Below are 15,043 nucleotides of genomic sequence, written 5' to 3'. Positions count from 1 at the left end.
ACTCCTTCCGGCCCGGCTTCCGTCGCCACCCGTCCGGCCCCCGCCACCGCTACCCGCCCGGCCCCCGCCACCGTCGCCCGCACGGCCTCCGTCACCGCCGCCAGCACCGCCCGCGCCCCGGCCCCCAGGTCCAGCGCGGCCCGCCGCTCCCCCACCACCGTCCCGCGCAGATCCACGAGCACCACCCGGACCTCGTCCCGGTCCAGGTGGACCCCCACCGCGTGCCCCGCCTCGGGCACCAGCCGCAGCACCGTGCGCGGCTTGCCCCCGGTCGACGCGCGGCGCCCCGCCTCCGCCGCGAGCCCGTCCTCCCGCAGCCGGGCCGTGATCTTGCTGACCGCCTGCGGGGTGAGGCCGGTCCGCTCGGCGAGTTCGAGCCGGCTGATGCCGTCGGGCCCGGCCGTCCGCAGCAGGTCGAGCACCAGCGCCGCGTTGTGGCTGCGCAGGGCGAGCAGGTTGGCTCCGGCTCCGGTGTCGGCCAAGCCCGCCATACCGCCCACTCCACCCACTGCTCCGCCCACTGCGCCCGTCCGGTCGTCCGCCCTGTTCACGCCACCATTGTCCCCGGCGCTTGCACTTTGGCAACAGCGTTGCGAAAGTGGGTGGCATGACTGGCACACCCCTCGGCACGCCCGGCACACCGGGCTCGCCGCTCCGCGTCGGCCTCGTCGGCTACGGCCTCGCCGGCTCCGTCTTCCACGCCCCGCTGATCGCCGCCACCGAGGGCCTCGTCCTCGACACGGTGGTCACCTCGAACCCCGAACGGCAGCAGCAGGCCCGCGCCGAGTTCCCGGACGTGCGCCTCGCCGCCGGCCCGGACGAGCTGTTCGACCGGGCCGCCGAGCTGGACCTGGTCGTCGTGGCGTCCCCGAACAAGACGCACGTGCCGCTCGCGACCACCGCGCTCAAGGCCGGTCTGCCGGTCGTGGTCGACAAGCCCGTCGCGGGCACTGCGGCCGAGGCCCGCGAGCTCGCCGCCCTGGCCGAGGAGCGCAGCCTGCTCCTCTCCGTCTTCCAGAACCGCCGCTGGGACAACGACTTCCTCACCCTGCGCAAGCTGCTGGACGAGGGCGAGTTGGGCGACGTGTGGCGTTTCGAATCCCGCTTCGAGCGCTGGCGTCCGAAGCCGAAGGGCGGCTGGCGGGAGTCCGGCGACCCCGCAGAGATCGGAGGTCTGCTGTATGACCTCGGCAGTCATGTCGTCGACCAGGCGCTGGTCCTCTTCGGCCCGGCGACCGCCGTGTACGCGGAGTCGGACATCCGCCGCCCGGGCGCCGAGACGGACGACGACACGTTCATCGCGATCACGCACACCAGCGGCGTCCGCTCCCACCTCTACGTCTCCGCGACGACCGCCCAGCTCGGCCCCCGCTTCCGCGTGCTGGGTTCCGCCGCGGGCTACGTCAAGTACGGCCTCGACCCCCAGGAGGCGGCCCTGCGCGAGGGCCGGCGCCCCGGGCCCGGCTGGGGCGCGGAGCCCGAGTCGCTGTGGGGCCGCGTGGGCTCCGGCGAGTCACCGGTCACGGGAGGCGGCCGACCCGAACCCACCCTCCCGGGCGACTACCCCGCTTACTATGCGGCCGTGGCCAAGGCCCTGCTGGAAGGGGCCCCGAACCCGGTGACCGCGCTGGAGGCGGCCGCCGCCCTGGACGTACTGGAAGCCGCCCGTCGTTCGGCCCGCGAGAAGGTGACGGTGACCCTGTGACCCACAAGAGCAACCCCTCGCACAGCCAGGAGCTCACCCCGAAGTTCCACCCGGAGCTCACCCCGAGCCTGGAGGAGCTGGAGAAGGAGGAACGCCGCCTGGTGTTCCGCCGGTTCACCCACGACGACGCCTGGGCGCTCGGCTCGCTCCTCGTCGACATGGCCCGGGAGCGGCAGGCCCCGGTCGCGATCGACATCCACCGCGCCGGCCAGCAGCTCTTCCACGCGGCGCTGCCCGGCTCCACGCCCGACAACGACGCCTGGATCGCCCGCAAGCGCCGGGTGGTGGAGCGCTACGGCTCCGCCTCCTACCTGGTGGGCGCCCGCTTCCGCGCCAAGGGCACGACGTTCGAGGAGTCCTCGCGCCTCGACCCCGACACGTACGCGGCGCACGGCGGTTCCTTCCCGATCACCGTCGAGGGCGTCGGCGTGATCGGCGCGGTGACGGTGTCCGGGCTGCCGCAGCTCCAGGACCACCGGTTCGTGGTCGAGGCCCTGGAGCGGTTCCTGAACACCCCCTAGGCGGTGCCGGAATCATCGGCGGCCCCCTCCGGTTGGCACCTGCTGTACGCATGATCAAGCATGGCGCCCAACCGGAGGGATCCCAACCGATGACCACCGCTCTGAAGGAAACCGTCGGCCGCTACGGCATCTGGAGCGTAGGGCTGCGCTCGGAGGACCCGGACCGGCGCGGCGAACTCGCCGAGGCCGCCGCCGAACTGGAGGAACTCGGCTACGGCGCCGTCTGGCTGGGCGGCAACAGCTCCGCCGCCAACGCCGCCCCGCTGATCGAGGCGACCTCGAAGCTCACGTTCGGCACCAGCATCCAGAGCATCTGGCAGCACGAGCCGGACGCCGCCGCCACGGCCTTCGGGGAGCTGGAGTCGGCCCACCCCGGGCGTTTCGTGCTGGGCCTCGGGGTGAGCCACGCCAAGCGCGAGGAGCAGTACTCCCGCCCCTACTCGGCCCTCGTCGGCCACCTCGACGGCCTGGACGCCGCCGGAGTGCCGGCCGACCGCCGCCTGCTGGCCGCCCTGGGCCCGAAGTCGCTCCGGCTGGCCCGCGACCGGGCGGCGGGCTCGATCCCGTACCTGGTCACCCCGGAGCACACCGCGCACGCCCGCGAGATCCTGGGCGAGGCCCCGCTGCTCGCCCCGGAACTGGGCGTCATCCCGGAGACCGACCCGGTCCGTGCCCGCGCCCTGGCCCGCGAGTTCCTCGGGATCTACCTCCCGCTGCCGAACTACACCAACAACTTCCTCCGACACGGCTTCACCGAGGACGACCTGTCGGACGGCGGCAGCGACCGCCTGGTCGACGCCCTGTTCGCCTGGGGCGACGACGCGGCGATCCGCGCCAAGATCGACGCCTTCTTCGAGGCGGGGGCGGACCACCTCGCCCTCCAGGTCCTGGACGGCGAGCCGCGGGACTCCCTCCCGAGGAAGGCCTGGCGCGACCTGGCTTCGGTACTGGACTGACCTTCAGGGGCGCGGGGAACCGCGCGAACGACCACGACGCACCCGCAGTCGCGAACGATCCGCAGCTCCCCGCCCCTCAGGCGCTTTTGAACTCCTGCCGCTGCCGCCCGAGCCCCTCGATCTCCAGCTCCACGACGTCCCCGGCCCGAAGGAACGGCTTCGGCTCGGGCGCCCCCAGCGCCACCCCCGCCGGCGTGCCCGTGTTGATCACATCCCCGGGGTACAGCGTCATGAACTGACTGAGATACCGCACGACCTCCCCCACCGAGAAGATCTGCTCAGCCGTCGTCCCGTCCTGCTTCAACTCCCCGTTGACCCACAGCCGCAGCGACAGCCGCTGCGGATCCGGCACCTCGTCCGCCGTCACCAGCCACGGCCCCAGCGGGTTGAACGTCTCGCAGTTCTTCCCCTTGTCCCAGGTCCCGCCCCGCTCGATCTGGAACTCCCGCTCGGACACGTCGTGCGCCACCGCGTACCCGGCGACGTGCGCGAGCCCTTCCTCCGCGGACCCCAGGTACCTGGCGGTACGCCCGATGACGACGGCCAGCTCGACCTCCCAGTCGGTCTTGCGGGACGCGCGCGGCACGAGCACCGTGTCGTTCGGCCCGACCACCGTGTCCGGCGCCTTCATGAAGACGACCGGCTCGGCGGGCGGCTCGGCACCCGTCTCGCGCGCGTGGTCGTGGTAGTTCAGCCCGATGCAGACGATCTTGCCGATCCGCCCCAGCGGCGGCCCGATCCGCAGCCCGGTGGCGTCCAGTACGGGCAGCTCACCGGCGTCGGCGGCGGCCCGGACGCGGTCGAGCGCCGCGTCGTCCGCGAGCAGCGCCCCGTCGATGTCCGGCACGACGCCCGACAGGTCCCGCAGGGTCCCGTCGGCGTCGAGCAGTGCGGGCCGCTCGGCCCCGGCCGTACCGACTCGCAGCAGCTTCATGATCACTTCTCCCTCGATCGCGGGCGCCCGCCCGAGGCCTGCGACCCGGATGCGGCGGGGCAGCCATCGGAGGACTGGTCGATCCTCCAAGCTGGGAGTCCGCTCCGCAATACCCAGTTCACGTACTGGACCGTCACGTACCGGGCCGGCTACCGGTACAGCACAGCGCGCTCGACGACACTCCACGTCGTGCTGGTCACGACGTACAGCGCGGCGGCCAGCGGCACGACGGCCACGGTGACGAGCGTGAAGAAGGACATGAAGGGCATCACCCTGGTCACCGCTCCCAGCCCCGCCACCTGCTCACCACCGGCCGGGAGGGCCGGGCTCGCGGCCATCATGCGCTTGCTGAGGCGGTAGCTGAACGCGGCGACCCCGGCGACGACCACGAAGAGCCCGGCGTAGACGAGCCCCGGACCGCCGAGGAGACCGCCCTCCCCGAGCGCATCCGCCCACCGCCCGCCCAGCGGCGCGGCGAACAGCTCGTGGCCGAGCAGCACGTTGGCCCGGCCGCCGATCGTTTCGCTGGAGAACAGGTGGTAGAGCAGGAAGAACGCGGGCACCTGGAGCAGCCCGGGCAGGCAGCCGGCCAGCGGCGAGACCTTCTCCTCGGCGTGCAGTTCCAGTACGGCCCGCTGGAGCTTCTCGGGGTTCTTCCCGTGCTTCTTCCGCAGCTCGGCGATCTTCGGCTGGAGCGCGGTCCGGGCCTTCTGACCGCGCGCGGCGGCCCGGGACAGGGGGTGGACGAGGAGGCGTACGAGCGCGGTGAACAGGACGATCGCGGCGGCGGCCGCGGAGGCGCCGAACAGCGGCTGGAGGAGGTCGGCGAGTCGCTCGACCAGGGTGGCGAAGACGGACATGGGTGAGCCCTCCGGGGGTCTCGTCGTGCCGGGAATCGGACATGGCGGCATGACGACCCGCGCGGGGCCGGCTACGTGAACGTACCGGGACATACGGGATGCACCGGCATGTACCTGGATGCACCGGGACGTGCCGGGATGTGGCCCCTACGCGAAAGTCGCCCGGAGGGCGTGCCCGGGCGCCCGGGGCCGGGTGCGCCCCCGGGCGTCGGGATCGCGTTGCGGCAGGAAGGCCGTACGGAGGTCACGGTCGCGGATGGCCGTACGCACCCGGGTGCGCGGCACGGCGGGCGCGCAGCGCGAGCCGACGAGGGCACAGACCGTGAACGCGGCGGAGGCCGCGGCGGTAGCGGCGAGCGCGACGGTGGCGTAGAGGCTGCCGGTGTCCAGCAGCGCCACTTCCAGGACCAGGACGAGCAGCACGAGAGCGGGACGCAGACTCGCCAGACCGCGGACCATCGGCTCCCCCTCCTCCCGTACGCGCGTGCGCTCGACTACCCGTTCTCTTCGCTCTGTTCGTTATACAGGATCGCTCCGCAGGGCACGTCCGAGACTTCGTACACGGGTTTTAGAAAGGTTCGTCACAACTCTCGACAACACACCTGCCACACCCGATGCTTCTCGATGCCCGTCAACGGGCCAACCCGCGACGCCGGACCGGGGGGACCGGCGCCTGCCCCGAACTCCCCTACGGAGGAGCCGTGATACGACGCAGAACCCTGCTGACCGCAGCAGGCGGCACGTTCCTCGGCAGCGCCCTGGCGACAGGAACCGCGCACGCGGACGCCACGATCGCCGTCAACCCGTCGACGACCTACGGCACCTGGGAGGGCTGGGGCACCTCCCTCGCCTGGTGGGCCAACGTCTTCGGCGCCCGGGACGACTTCGCGGACCTCTTCTTCACCACCAAGTCGGTGACGTACAACGGCAGATCGCTCCCCGGCCTGGGCCTCAACATCGCCCGCTACAACCTGGGCGCGTGCAGCTGGAACAGCGTCGGCGGCGAGACCATGGTCGAGTCGCCGAACATCCCGGCCTTCAAGCAGATCGAGGGCTTCTGGCAGGACTGGAACAACGAGGACCCCGCCTCGTCGGCCTGGAAGTGGTCGGCGGACGCCAACCAGCGCGCGATGCTGGTGAAGGCGACGCAGCGGGGCGCGATCACCGAGCTGTTCGCCAACTCCCCCATGTGGTGGATGTGCAGCAACCACAACCCCTCGGGCGCCGCGAACGGCGGCAACAACCTCCAGACCTGGAACTACCGCCAGCACGCCTCCCACCTGGCGGCGACGGCCCTGTACGCCCGCAGCAACTGGGGCGTGAACTTCGCGACGGTCGACCCCTTCAACGAGCCGGCCTCCACCTGGTGGACCGCGACCGGCACCCAGGAGGGCTGCCACATGGACCCCGCGGTCCAGGCGGCCGTACTCCCGTACATGCGCAGCGAGTTGGACAAGCGAGGCCTGACCGGCATCCGGATCGCCGCCTCGGACGAGACGAACTACGACACGGCCCGCTCCACCTGGGCATCCTTCGACTCGTCCACCAAGTCCCTGGTCTCCCAGGTCAACGTGCACGGCTACCAGGGTTCGGGAGGCCGCCGCGACCTCCTCTACACGGACGTGGTGACGACGTCCCGCAAGAAGCTGTGGAACTCCGAGACGGGCGACAGCGACGGCACGGGCCTGACCATGGCGTCGAACCTCTGCTACGACTTCCGCTGGCTGCACCCCACGGCATGGTGCTACTGGCAGGTCATGGACCCGTCGACGGGCTGGGCGATGATCGCCTACGACGCGAACACCCTCCAGCCGACCACGGTCCAGACGAAGCACTACGTACTGGCCCAGTTCAGCCGCCACATCCGCCCCGGCATGACGATCCTGGCCACGGGAGTGAGCTACGCGGTGGCGGCGTACGAGGCGTCGTCCCGCCGCCTGGTGCTGGTGGCGGTGAACACCTCCACGTCCGCCCAGACCCTCACCTTCGACCTCTCCCGCTTCTCGACGGTGACGGGCGGCACGAACGGCGTGGTGCCCCGCTGGAACACGGTGACGACGGGCGGCGGCGACCTCTACACCCCCCGCTCGGACATCCGCCTCAACGGAAAATCGGTGAGCGTGCCCTTCGCCGCAAAATCGGTCCAAACACTCCAAATCGACGGAGTGACCCTGTAGGCCGACGGTACGGCGGCGGTTCGGGGCGAACTGTAGAGCCGGGATGGCGAGCATGGGGAACCAGCGCAGGCCGGCGGTCTGGCCTGCGCATCTCTCACGCTCGTCACCTCCCGGCAGTACGGTGTCCCCCATGCGCCCCGACACGCCTGCCGAAAACGTCGACCACACCGCCGAGGCGGCACGCCTGGAGCGGACCGCCGGCCTGTATCCCGAGGACGCCGAGGCCCTGCTGCTGCGCGCCGCGGCCCACCTCGAACTCGCCGGCGACCGCCCCACGGCCACGGCCCTCTACGACCGTCTGCTGTCCTCCACGGACGGCCTGGACAACCCCCACCTGGTACGGGCGCTCAAGGCGTCGAACCTCTGGGAGTACGGCCACGAGGCCGAGGCCAGGGCGATCATCGAGGGAGTCCGCGTGGCGTCCCCGCGGGACCCGGCCGCCTGGGTGATCGTCGCCGAGGCCCTGGAGTCCCACGACGAGCTGGAAGCGGCGCACGACACGTTCACGGAGGCCGTACGCCTCCTCCTGACCGACGTACCGCAACCCCCGCAGCCGACCCACCCCCTCCTCTTCGGCCGCCACAGGGTCCGCCGCATGCTGGGCAAGACCCACGACGAGTGGGACGCCCTGGCGGACACGGTCCACTCCCTCCCCATCACCCTGGACGAACTCCACGACCCCAAGCGCGTGTGGTCCCTGGGCTCGGAGAACCCGGCGGAACTGGAGGCGGAGATCCTCCGCCTCCGCGCGGAACTGGGCGCCTACCGGGAGGCCCTCTCCCGCCCCTTCCCGGTGGCGATCCTCCACTGGCCGGCGACGGAACTCTCGGAACTCCTGGAGGCCTATCCGACCCTGGCCTCGGAGTACCCCTCCCACGAGACCCACCTCGCGACCATAGAGTCCGCCCTCCGGGAACTGTCCTCCTCCGGCACCCCGAACCTCGGCATCGTCACCGGCACGGTCCCGTCCTACGAGGCCTTCGCAGCCTCGGAACTCTCGTCCCCGTCGGACGCGACGCTGCTCCCCCAGTACGCGACGACCCTGGCGGCCCGGGGCCGCGCGGTCCCTTGGCCACCACAGCAGGGGGCACCTTGCTGGTGCGGCTCAGGCCAGACCTACGGCGCCTGCCACGGACGCACGGCCTGACACAGGCACCGTAGCCGGGGCGGTGCCGACCCGGGCCGCCCCGACAGCCGCCCCCACGGAACTGCCACGACACGACCCCCGTCTTCCCGTACGACAGACGACTGACGTCGGCTCCGGGGGGAATGTCACGTGGACCAGCCCTGGCTCACGATCACACTCATCATGGCCGCCGCCATGACGGCCTTCGGCATCTGGAACCTACGCATAGCCCAACGCCAGCGCCGAGCCCTCGCCCGCCTCGGCGTCCGGGGCATCCGCACCAGGGGCGAGGTGGCCCGTGGCCCCCGTCGAGAGGGCCCCACCCTCCACCCGCCCCAGGTCCGCTACAAAGCCCCACCGGTCGACCTCCCCAACGCCCCGGCCGACCAGACGTACCGCCGCACCCCCCTCAATCACGAGCAGCACCCTCTCCACGCAGGAGTCCCGGTCGTCCTCCGCTACGACCCGAGGGACCCACGCCGGGTGGTGGTCGTACACCAGAAGGACGGAAGGCCGGCGAACGTGTCGTACTCAGCGGGGGCGCATCTGGCTTGGGGGGTCTCTTGCGTGCTGCTCGGGTTGGGGATGGGAGCAGGCGCGTTCTGGTGACGCCCGGGACGCCTCACCCCACCGGCGACCCGGGTCAAGGGTGGCCCGCAGGGCCATCGGCGCCAGCCGACGCGGAACGCAGCGCAGCGGAGTGAAGCGCCGTTGAGGCGGGGTGCGGAGGCACGACACTGGCCAGGAAGCGGGCGGCCCAGCAGCACCGCAGGTCCCCTTTCTAGACAACCCCTCGCGTGACAGTGATTGCTGTTAGAACAGATCCACATCGGCACGGGTGCCCGTGTACGAGAAGCACGAGGGATCAGGGGAGCAGTCGTGGCAGAACACGGGGGCGGATCGACGCCGATCGCAGGTGTCTACGAGAAGCTAATCACCCACGACCTGCACGACGAGTTGGAGCGATTCACGGCCGCAGGCTGGAAAGCAATCGACGCTGAAGTCACACCGGAGTCCGCTCCCCACGTGCTGGCACGCTACATCGCTGAAGCCGTCGGTCAGCGGCTGAGCGAGCTTCCGCCCGAAGACCGCGTGACGGCCGCGAACCGCATCCTCGCGGCCCTTTCCGCAAGTGCACCCAACCCGAGCGAAGCCAAAGCTGCCAGCACAAAGACAATCGTCGAGGGTCCTCGGCAGCTGCTGGCACTCGCTCAGCAAGAGGCTCCAGGCGTCTACGCCCTTCGCCCTCTGACTCCCCTGTCCGAGACATCGCTCATCACAAACTCCCCCGAGGACCTGAGTCTCGGCTCCGAGCTGCGAGCAGAGCTCGCTACGGCAGACCGCATCGACCTGCTCTGCGCGTTCGTGAAGTGGTACGGCATTCGCGTCCTGGAAGACTCGTTGCGCGCCGCGAAGGAGCGAGGCGTGCCGATCCGTGTCATCACGACCACCTACATCGGCGCCACCGACCGCCACGCACTCGACCGCCTCATCCGTGACTTCGGCGCTACCGTCAAGGTCAACTACGAGATTCGATCCACTCGACTACACGCCAAGGCTTGGCTTTTCCGACGAGACACAGGCTTTGACACCGCATACGTCGGCAGCTCGAACCTCTCAAAAGCTGCACTCCTCGACGGCTTGGAGTGGAACGTCCGCCTGTCCTCCGTCGCCACACCGGCAGTACTCAACAAGTTCGAGGCGACCTTCGACGCGTACTGGAACGACTCCGCGTTCGAGACGTACGACCCGGATCACCACGCCGACCGCCTCGACCAAGCCCTAACCCAGGCAAGCGGCACCACCTCTACCACCGACTTGAAGATCAACCTATCTGGGCTGGAGGTACGCCCCTTCCCCTATCAGCAGGACATGCTGGAACGCCTACGAGTAGAGCGCGAGCTCCGCGGACGCAACCGCAACCTGCTGGTCGCAGCCACCGGTACGGGCAAGACCGTCATGGCCGCCCTGGACTACCGAAGCCTTTCCAAGCGCTTCAGTAACCGCCGACCAAAGCTGCTGTTCGTCGCCCACCGCAAGGAGATCCTCAAGCAGTCTCTGCGTACGTACCGAGAGGTGCTGGATGACGCCTCATTCGGCGAGTTGCTCTACAGCGGTGAGGACCCGCAAGCCTGGGACCACGTCTTTGCCAGCGTCCAGTCCCTGAATGTCCAGCGGCTTGAAGAGCTGGCTCCCGACCACTTCGACATCATCGTGATCGACGAGTTCCATCACGCCACCGCCGGTACGTATCGCCGCGTCATCGACCACTTCAAGCCCAAGGAACTACTCGGCCTGACCGCGACCCCCGAGCGGATGGATGGGCTCAACGTGCAGGATGAGTTCTTCGAGGGCCGCATCGCCGCCGAGATGCGACTCTGGGAGGCACTGGAGAACGACCTGCTCTGTCCCTTCCATTACTTCGGCATCCCCGATGGCACAGACCTGACGAACCTCACGTGGCAGAGGGGTACCTACGCGGACCAGGAGCTCGGCAACCTCTACACGGGCAACCAGGCGCGTGCCCGCATCGTCGTTAAGCAGATCCGAGACAAGGTATCCCAGCCAGGAGCCATGCGGGCCCTGGGCTTCTGCGTGGACAAGAAGCACGCACGCTTCATGGCCGACTTCTTCCAAAAGGCCGGCTTCCAGGCAACGGCACTCACCAGCGACTCGCCTGCCGCAGTACGAGCTCAAGCGCTCGCCGACCTGCGAGAGGGGAAGTTGCAAGTCATCTTCTCCGTGGACCTGTTCAACGAAGGCCTCGACATCCCCGATGTCGATACACTCCTGCTGCTGCGCCCCACCAACAGCGCCACGGTCTTCCTCCAGCAACTGGGCCGTGGACTACGGCGTACTGAAACGAAGCCCGTGCTCACAGTCCTCGACTTCATCGGACAGCACCGGGCGGAGTTCCGCTTCGAAGAGCAGTTCCGAGCTCTGACGAACCTCTCCAGGAACCGGCTCGTCGATCACATCGAGCACGATTTTCCGCTCCTGCCGTCCGGATGCCAGATCATCCTGGAGGGCAAGGCCAAGGACCTGGTGCTGGGCAACATCCGCACCCAGCTCAGCGCTACCGTCAAGACGTTGGTCAACGAAGTCAAGGCCTATGACACGCCGCAACTCGCGGACTACCTGCGGGAGAGCCGCAGGGAGATCAAGGAGCTGTACAAGAGCGACAACTCCTGGACTTCTGTCCTACGCCGAGCCGGGCTGATCAAAGCGGCTGCTCCGGCTGGTGAGTCGGCGCTCCTCAAACGTGTCCATGCCTTCCTGCACGTCGATGACCCTGACCGCGCCAATGCGTACCTCCGCCTCCTGGCCGACGACGTACCCGCCTATGAGGAGCTGGACCCCACGGACCAGGTGTACGCCCGGATGCTCTTCTTCAACCTGTGGGACAACGCGGGCGGTTTCACCAGCTTCCAGCAAGGCCTCGACGCACTCCGCAATCAACCAAACGTCCGCGATGAGCTCCGCCAGGTCCTGTCTTACGTCATCGAGCAGGCGGACCACTTCCCCATCCCTCTGTCAGGCCCCCACAACCAGGTCCCGCTACAGGTCCACTGCTCCTATAACCGCTCTGAGATCCTGGCGGCCCTCGGGGTAGCACGCTTCGGCGGCCAGATGCCCAGGTCCTTCGCACAGGGCGTCCAGTGGGTCGAGGACCTCCAGACAGACGCTCTCCTGATCACCTTGGAGAAGAACGAGAAGGACTTCTCCCCCACTGTGCGATACAGGGACTACGCCCTGAGTCCGACGCTCTTCCACTGGGAGTCCCAGAACTCCACGGCCGAAAGCTCCCCGACAGGGCTGCGCTACCAGCACCACGCCAAGCGGGGCAGCCATGTCCTGCTCTTCATGCGTCGGTACAAGAACACCGACATCGGTAAGTCTCAGCCCTGGATGCTTCTCGGGCCTGCCACCTACGAAGGCCACACAGGCAGCAAGCCGATGGCGATCACGTGGCGCCTGGAGCACGCGTTGCCCGCCGACATCTGGTCGTATGCAGCCATCAACGCAAGCTAGTTGACCGCGTTCGATGTCAGAGCGATCAGCTAACGTCGGAGCATGGACTTAGCTTCGATCAAGCCCGGTCTGATGACCACGCGTGCTGAGATGAAGGAGCTGTTCGGCGGAGGAACACAGGGAGGGATCATTCCCTCCAACACCACCCCAAACATCCTCATCTACGTGGATCACGACAGTGGCAAGAAGTACGGCTATGAGGACGGCTGGCTAGAGGAAGAGGACGAGCGCGGGCCGGTGTTCGAGTACACCGGTCAGGGCACTCGTGGAGAGCAAACGTTTCTGGGACTGAACGGCTCCCGCAACGCTGCCGTCCTGTGCCACGCGGACACGGGAAGGTCTCTCCGTGTCTTCATGGCGGCAGGCAAGGTGCCCGGCTCAAAATCAGCCGCCAAGCGGCAGCGTTACATTGGCGAGTTTGAGTTGGACTCGCAGCAGCCGTATACCGTGCGCGAGACGAATGACGAGGAGGGGGAGCGGCGTCGCATCATCGTCTTCCGCCTCCGGCCCAAGGGAGACTATGAGCGCCTCACCCAGGATGTCATCTCGCGCGCGGGAGAAACCGATAGTCAAAAGGTTTCCGCCACGGTAGTCACATGCAAAATGGTAGAGCCGAAGAGGAAACGAGCGTCAGAGAGCAGGCGGGCTGCGCAGCCGAGCCTCATAGCCGACCTCCGCCAATCTGCGTTGCGAGAGCAGTACCTCGACCATCTCACCCAGCGTGGGCATGAAGTTTGTGCTTACCAAATAAAGATCTCAGGTACGACCAAGACGCTCAAGACTGATCTATACGACGCCACCACGCATGAACTGTATGCGATTAGGGGCGCCAGTAGTCGCGATGAGCTACATATAGCTATTGGTCAACTGAAGGATTTCGTGCGACACATTAAGCCGCGCGACCCCAAGCTGACCGTGCTGCTCCCGGAGAAGCCCCAGGGTGACTTACTAAATCTTCTCCATACAGAGGGAATCGACCTCGTCTACCAGGATGCGCATGGCTACACGAGATTTTCAGCCAAGTAGGAGCACCCGGCACACATCCTTGGAGCACCCATGCCAGAGTCAGATGAGCATGTCTTCCTGTCAAAAGCGGCCCTCCACATCATGGAGAGCGCTTCAAAATCCAGGCTATTTGGCTACACAGAGGGCCAGCGAAAGCGCTTTGACTTCTCCTGTGACCTGAAGAAGGACTGGTCAAAAGTGATCTCTGGGCAAACGCTCTGGGGGCATGGTGGAGATGGAATCGACAAGGACCTCAGAACCCTTCTCCACGATGAGGACATCGCGGCGGCTGTATACATTGCCCGGCACGAGAGTCGCAATCGTTCTCGCCTCGCCGAGGTTACCCAGGACTACCTCCGGACCATGCCCAAAAGCTTGTCCCGCCTGCGGGTCTTCTGGGTGCCGGCGGACTTCGATGCAGACGACGAAAAGTCCCGTAGAACCGTCCACAACCTCTTGAAAGAGGAGATCACCAAGGACCTCCTCCTCCAAGTAGCCTTAGGGGGCCTCACCTCCGCGGATGTGACCCGTTTCGCATCCTCAAGGCGCCCCGGCCTTCCGCTCGAGATCTTGTCGCAGGTCAAGAGGGCTGGTTATCGAAGCCATCGACACACAGCCAAGGCGCTGGACGTCAATCTAAACGCTCTCCAATTCGAAACGGAGCGGCTCTTCATCATAGGATTCTTGAAGAGCGACAGCCCGCAAGGGGGCATATACAGCGTGACGGACAGCGGAAATGCGATGCTCGACATCTGTTCACGCCTACGCGACTACCTCCACGGCAGCCTCGGCGACGGAAACACGAACGAGGATTTCGAGCACATATGCAAACTGCTAGGCATCGACTACCCCTCAATATCCATCACGGAGCCCCTACTGATCGGCGATGATAAGCGCAACATAGAGGACCCCACAGCACTGCTTTTGCAGCACGTGGCCCAAGCGGACGCAGACGGCGCCGTCGAGTGGCCCGAGCCCTACTTCAACCTCCCCTCGGCCTCCGAAATCTCCACTGCGTCGTGAGCTTGAGCCCAACCGATGCGCGTCGACCCTTGGACAGTCTTCTCACATGATTCGCGCAGTGGTCTTCGACGTCGGCGAGTGCCTCGTGGACGAGACCCGCAAGTACGGCACTTGGGCCGACTGGCTGGGTGTGCCGCGGCATACCTTCCATGCAATGTTCGGGGCCGTGATCGCCCAGGGCCGCGACTACCGGGAGACGTTCCAGGAGTTCCGGCCCGGCTTCGATCTCTACAAGGAGCGGGAGAAGCGAGCTGCTGCCGGGCAGCCCGAGAGCTTTGAGGAAGAGGATCTGTACGAGGATGTCCGTCCGACGCTAAGGCAGCTCCGGGCCGACGGGCTGTGGCTCGGTATCGCCGGCAATCAGACTGTACGCGCCGGGGGATCTTGCGGACGCTGGTCTCCGACGACGTCGACTTGATCGGTACGTCCGACGACTGGGGCGCCAGCAAGCCCGACCCCGAGTCCTTCAAACGGGTGGCCGACGCCGTGCCCCTCGTCGGCGAGATCCTCTACGTCGGTGACCGCTGCGACATCAGCCCTGCCAGGCAGGCGGGTTTGCACACAGCGCTTGTACATCGCGGGCCTTGGGCCACCATGCAGTGGAACACCGCCGAGGCCTTGGAACTGCCGACCTCCGCATCGAAGGGCTGCACGAACTCAGCGGCCGACTACGCGAGTTCCACACCTCAGCGCGCTGAGTATCG

12 protein-coding genes and 1 pseudogene are annotated in these 15,043 nt (G+C 67.6%); 9 read left to right on the top strand and 4 right to left on the bottom strand.

What is annotated here, in order from left to right; genetic code table 11:
* Positions 1–491 (bottom strand): MarR family transcriptional regulator (locus tag GTY47_RS02210; RefSeq protein WP_010040086.1); only part of this gene is annotated, 491 nt, incomplete at its 3' end.
* Between the two features lie 116 nt (positions 492–607).
* Between GTY47_RS02210 and GTY47_RS02205 the strand changes: the two genes are divergently transcribed.
* The 3 genes from GTY47_RS02205 (at position 608) to GTY47_RS02195 (ending at position 3,182) form a co-directional block, all read left to right on the top strand.
* A complete protein-coding gene (locus tag GTY47_RS02205; protein ID WP_010040083.1) occupies positions 608–1,705 on the top strand; it encodes a Gfo/Idh/MocA family oxidoreductase in 1,098 nt (365 codons plus the stop codon).
* Positions 1,702–2,226, top strand: coding sequence for a heme-degrading domain-containing protein (locus tag GTY47_RS02200; protein WP_010040081.1), 525 nt, complete (start codon positions 1,702–1,704; stop codon positions 2,224–2,226). Before GTY47_RS02205 ends, GTY47_RS02200 begins: the two co-directional genes overlap by 4 nt.
* Positions 2,227–2,315: 89 nt before the next feature.
* Positions 2,316–3,182: an LLM class F420-dependent oxidoreductase gene (locus GTY47_RS02195; RefSeq protein ID WP_010040080.1), complete on the top strand. Its 867-nt coding sequence runs from the start codon at positions 2,316–2,318 to the stop codon at positions 3,180–3,182.
* 76 nt (positions 3,183–3,258) lie between these two features.
* On the opposite strand, the gene GTY47_RS02190 is transcribed toward GTY47_RS02195, so the two are convergent.
* The 3 genes from GTY47_RS02190 to GTY47_RS02180 form a co-directional block, all read right to left on the bottom strand.
* Positions 3,259–4,116 (bottom strand): fumarylacetoacetate hydrolase family protein, encoded by an 858-nt coding sequence (locus GTY47_RS02190; protein ID WP_010040079.1) that lies wholly within the window; start codon positions 4,114–4,116, stop codon positions 3,259–3,261.
* Positions 4,117–4,265: 149 nt separating this feature from the next.
* Positions 4,266–4,976: a YidC/Oxa1 family membrane protein insertase gene (locus GTY47_RS02185; RefSeq protein WP_010040077.1), complete on the bottom strand. Its 711-nt coding sequence runs from the start codon at positions 4,974–4,976 to the stop codon at positions 4,266–4,268.
* 147 nt (positions 4,977–5,123) lie between these two features.
* The gene (locus GTY47_RS02180; RefSeq protein ID WP_010040075.1) at positions 5,124–5,435 is read right to left on the bottom strand and encodes a DUF6412 domain-containing protein; all 312 of its coding nucleotides are present in this window, start codon (positions 5,433–5,435) and stop codon (positions 5,124–5,126) included.
* Positions 5,436–5,677: 242 nt separating this feature from the next.
* On the opposite strand from GTY47_RS02180, the gene GTY47_RS02175 reads away from it, so the two are divergent.
* The 6 genes and pseudogenes from GTY47_RS02175 to GTY47_RS02150 all read left to right on the top strand — a co-directional run bounded on the left by GTY47_RS02175 (position 5,678) and on the right by GTY47_RS02150 (position 15,037).
* On the top strand, positions 5,678–7,153 hold the full coding sequence (locus tag GTY47_RS02175; protein WP_010040072.1) for an endo-beta-1,6-galactanase: 1,476 nt from the start codon (positions 5,678–5,680) through the stop codon (positions 7,151–7,153).
* 130 nt (positions 7,154–7,283) lie between these two features.
* The gene (locus tag GTY47_RS02170; RefSeq protein WP_010040069.1) at positions 7,284–8,300 is read left to right on the top strand and encodes an SEC-C domain-containing protein; all 1,017 of its coding nucleotides are present in this window, start codon (positions 7,284–7,286) and stop codon (positions 8,298–8,300) included.
* Between the two features lie 858 nt (positions 8,301–9,158).
* Positions 9,159–12,311: a DEAD/DEAH box helicase gene (locus tag GTY47_RS02165; protein WP_010040065.1), complete on the top strand. Its 3,153-nt coding sequence runs from the start codon at positions 9,159–9,161 to the stop codon at positions 12,309–12,311.
* A 42-nt stretch (positions 12,312–12,353) separates the two neighbouring features.
* Complete coding sequence (locus GTY47_RS02160; RefSeq protein WP_010040063.1) at positions 12,354–13,337, top strand: hypothetical protein; 984 nt, start codon at positions 12,354–12,356, stop codon at positions 13,335–13,337.
* Positions 13,338–13,367: 30 nt separating this feature from the next.
* Entirely contained in the window at positions 13,368–14,339 is a 972-nt protein-coding gene (locus GTY47_RS02155; RefSeq protein ID WP_158688411.1) for a hypothetical protein, read from the top strand.
* Between the two features lie 46 nt (positions 14,340–14,385).
* A pseudogene (locus GTY47_RS02150) lies at positions 14,386–15,037 on the top strand (HAD family hydrolase).
* Positions 15,038–15,043 lie beyond the last annotated feature (6 nt).

Origin of the sequence: Streptomyces sp. SID5464 (assembly GCF_009862985.1) — a bacterium.
In the GTDB taxonomy this organism is placed as follows: domain Bacteria; phylum Actinomycetota; class Actinomycetes; order Streptomycetales; family Streptomycetaceae; genus Streptomyces; species Streptomyces chartreusis_D.
Note: the sequence above shows the minus strand (reverse complement) of the source record. Positions and strands in the feature narration are given on the sequence as shown.

What these genes read in the sequence shown, in the direction of transcription:
- GTY47_RS02205 (WP_010040083.1), top strand. Translation starts at nt 608, where the DNA reads ATGACTGGCACACCCCTCGGCACGCCCGGCACACCGGGCTCGCCGCTC.
- GTY47_RS02195 (WP_010040080.1), top strand. Translation starts at nt 2,316, where the DNA reads ATGACCACCGCTCTGAAGGAAACCGTCGGCCGCTACGGCATCTGGAGC.
- GTY47_RS02190 (WP_010040079.1), bottom strand. Translation starts at nt 4,116, where the DNA reads ATGAAGCTGCTGCGAGTCGGTACGGCCGGGGCCGAGCGGCCCGCACTG.
- GTY47_RS02185 (WP_010040077.1), bottom strand. Translation starts at nt 4,976, where the DNA reads ATGTCCGTCTTCGCCACCCTGGTCGAGCGACTCGCCGACCTCCTCCAG.
- GTY47_RS02180 (WP_010040075.1), bottom strand. Translation starts at nt 5,435, where the DNA reads ATGGTCCGCGGTCTGGCGAGTCTGCGTCCCGCTCTCGTGCTGCTCGTC.
- GTY47_RS02170 (WP_010040069.1), top strand. Translation starts at nt 7,284, where the DNA reads ATGCGCCCCGACACGCCTGCCGAAAACGTCGACCACACCGCCGAGGCG.
- GTY47_RS02160 (WP_010040063.1), top strand. Translation starts at nt 12,354, where the DNA reads ATGGACTTAGCTTCGATCAAGCCCGGTCTGATGACCACGCGTGCTGAG.
- GTY47_RS02155 (WP_158688411.1), top strand. Translation starts at nt 13,368, where the DNA reads ATGCCAGAGTCAGATGAGCATGTCTTCCTGTCAAAAGCGGCCCTCCAC.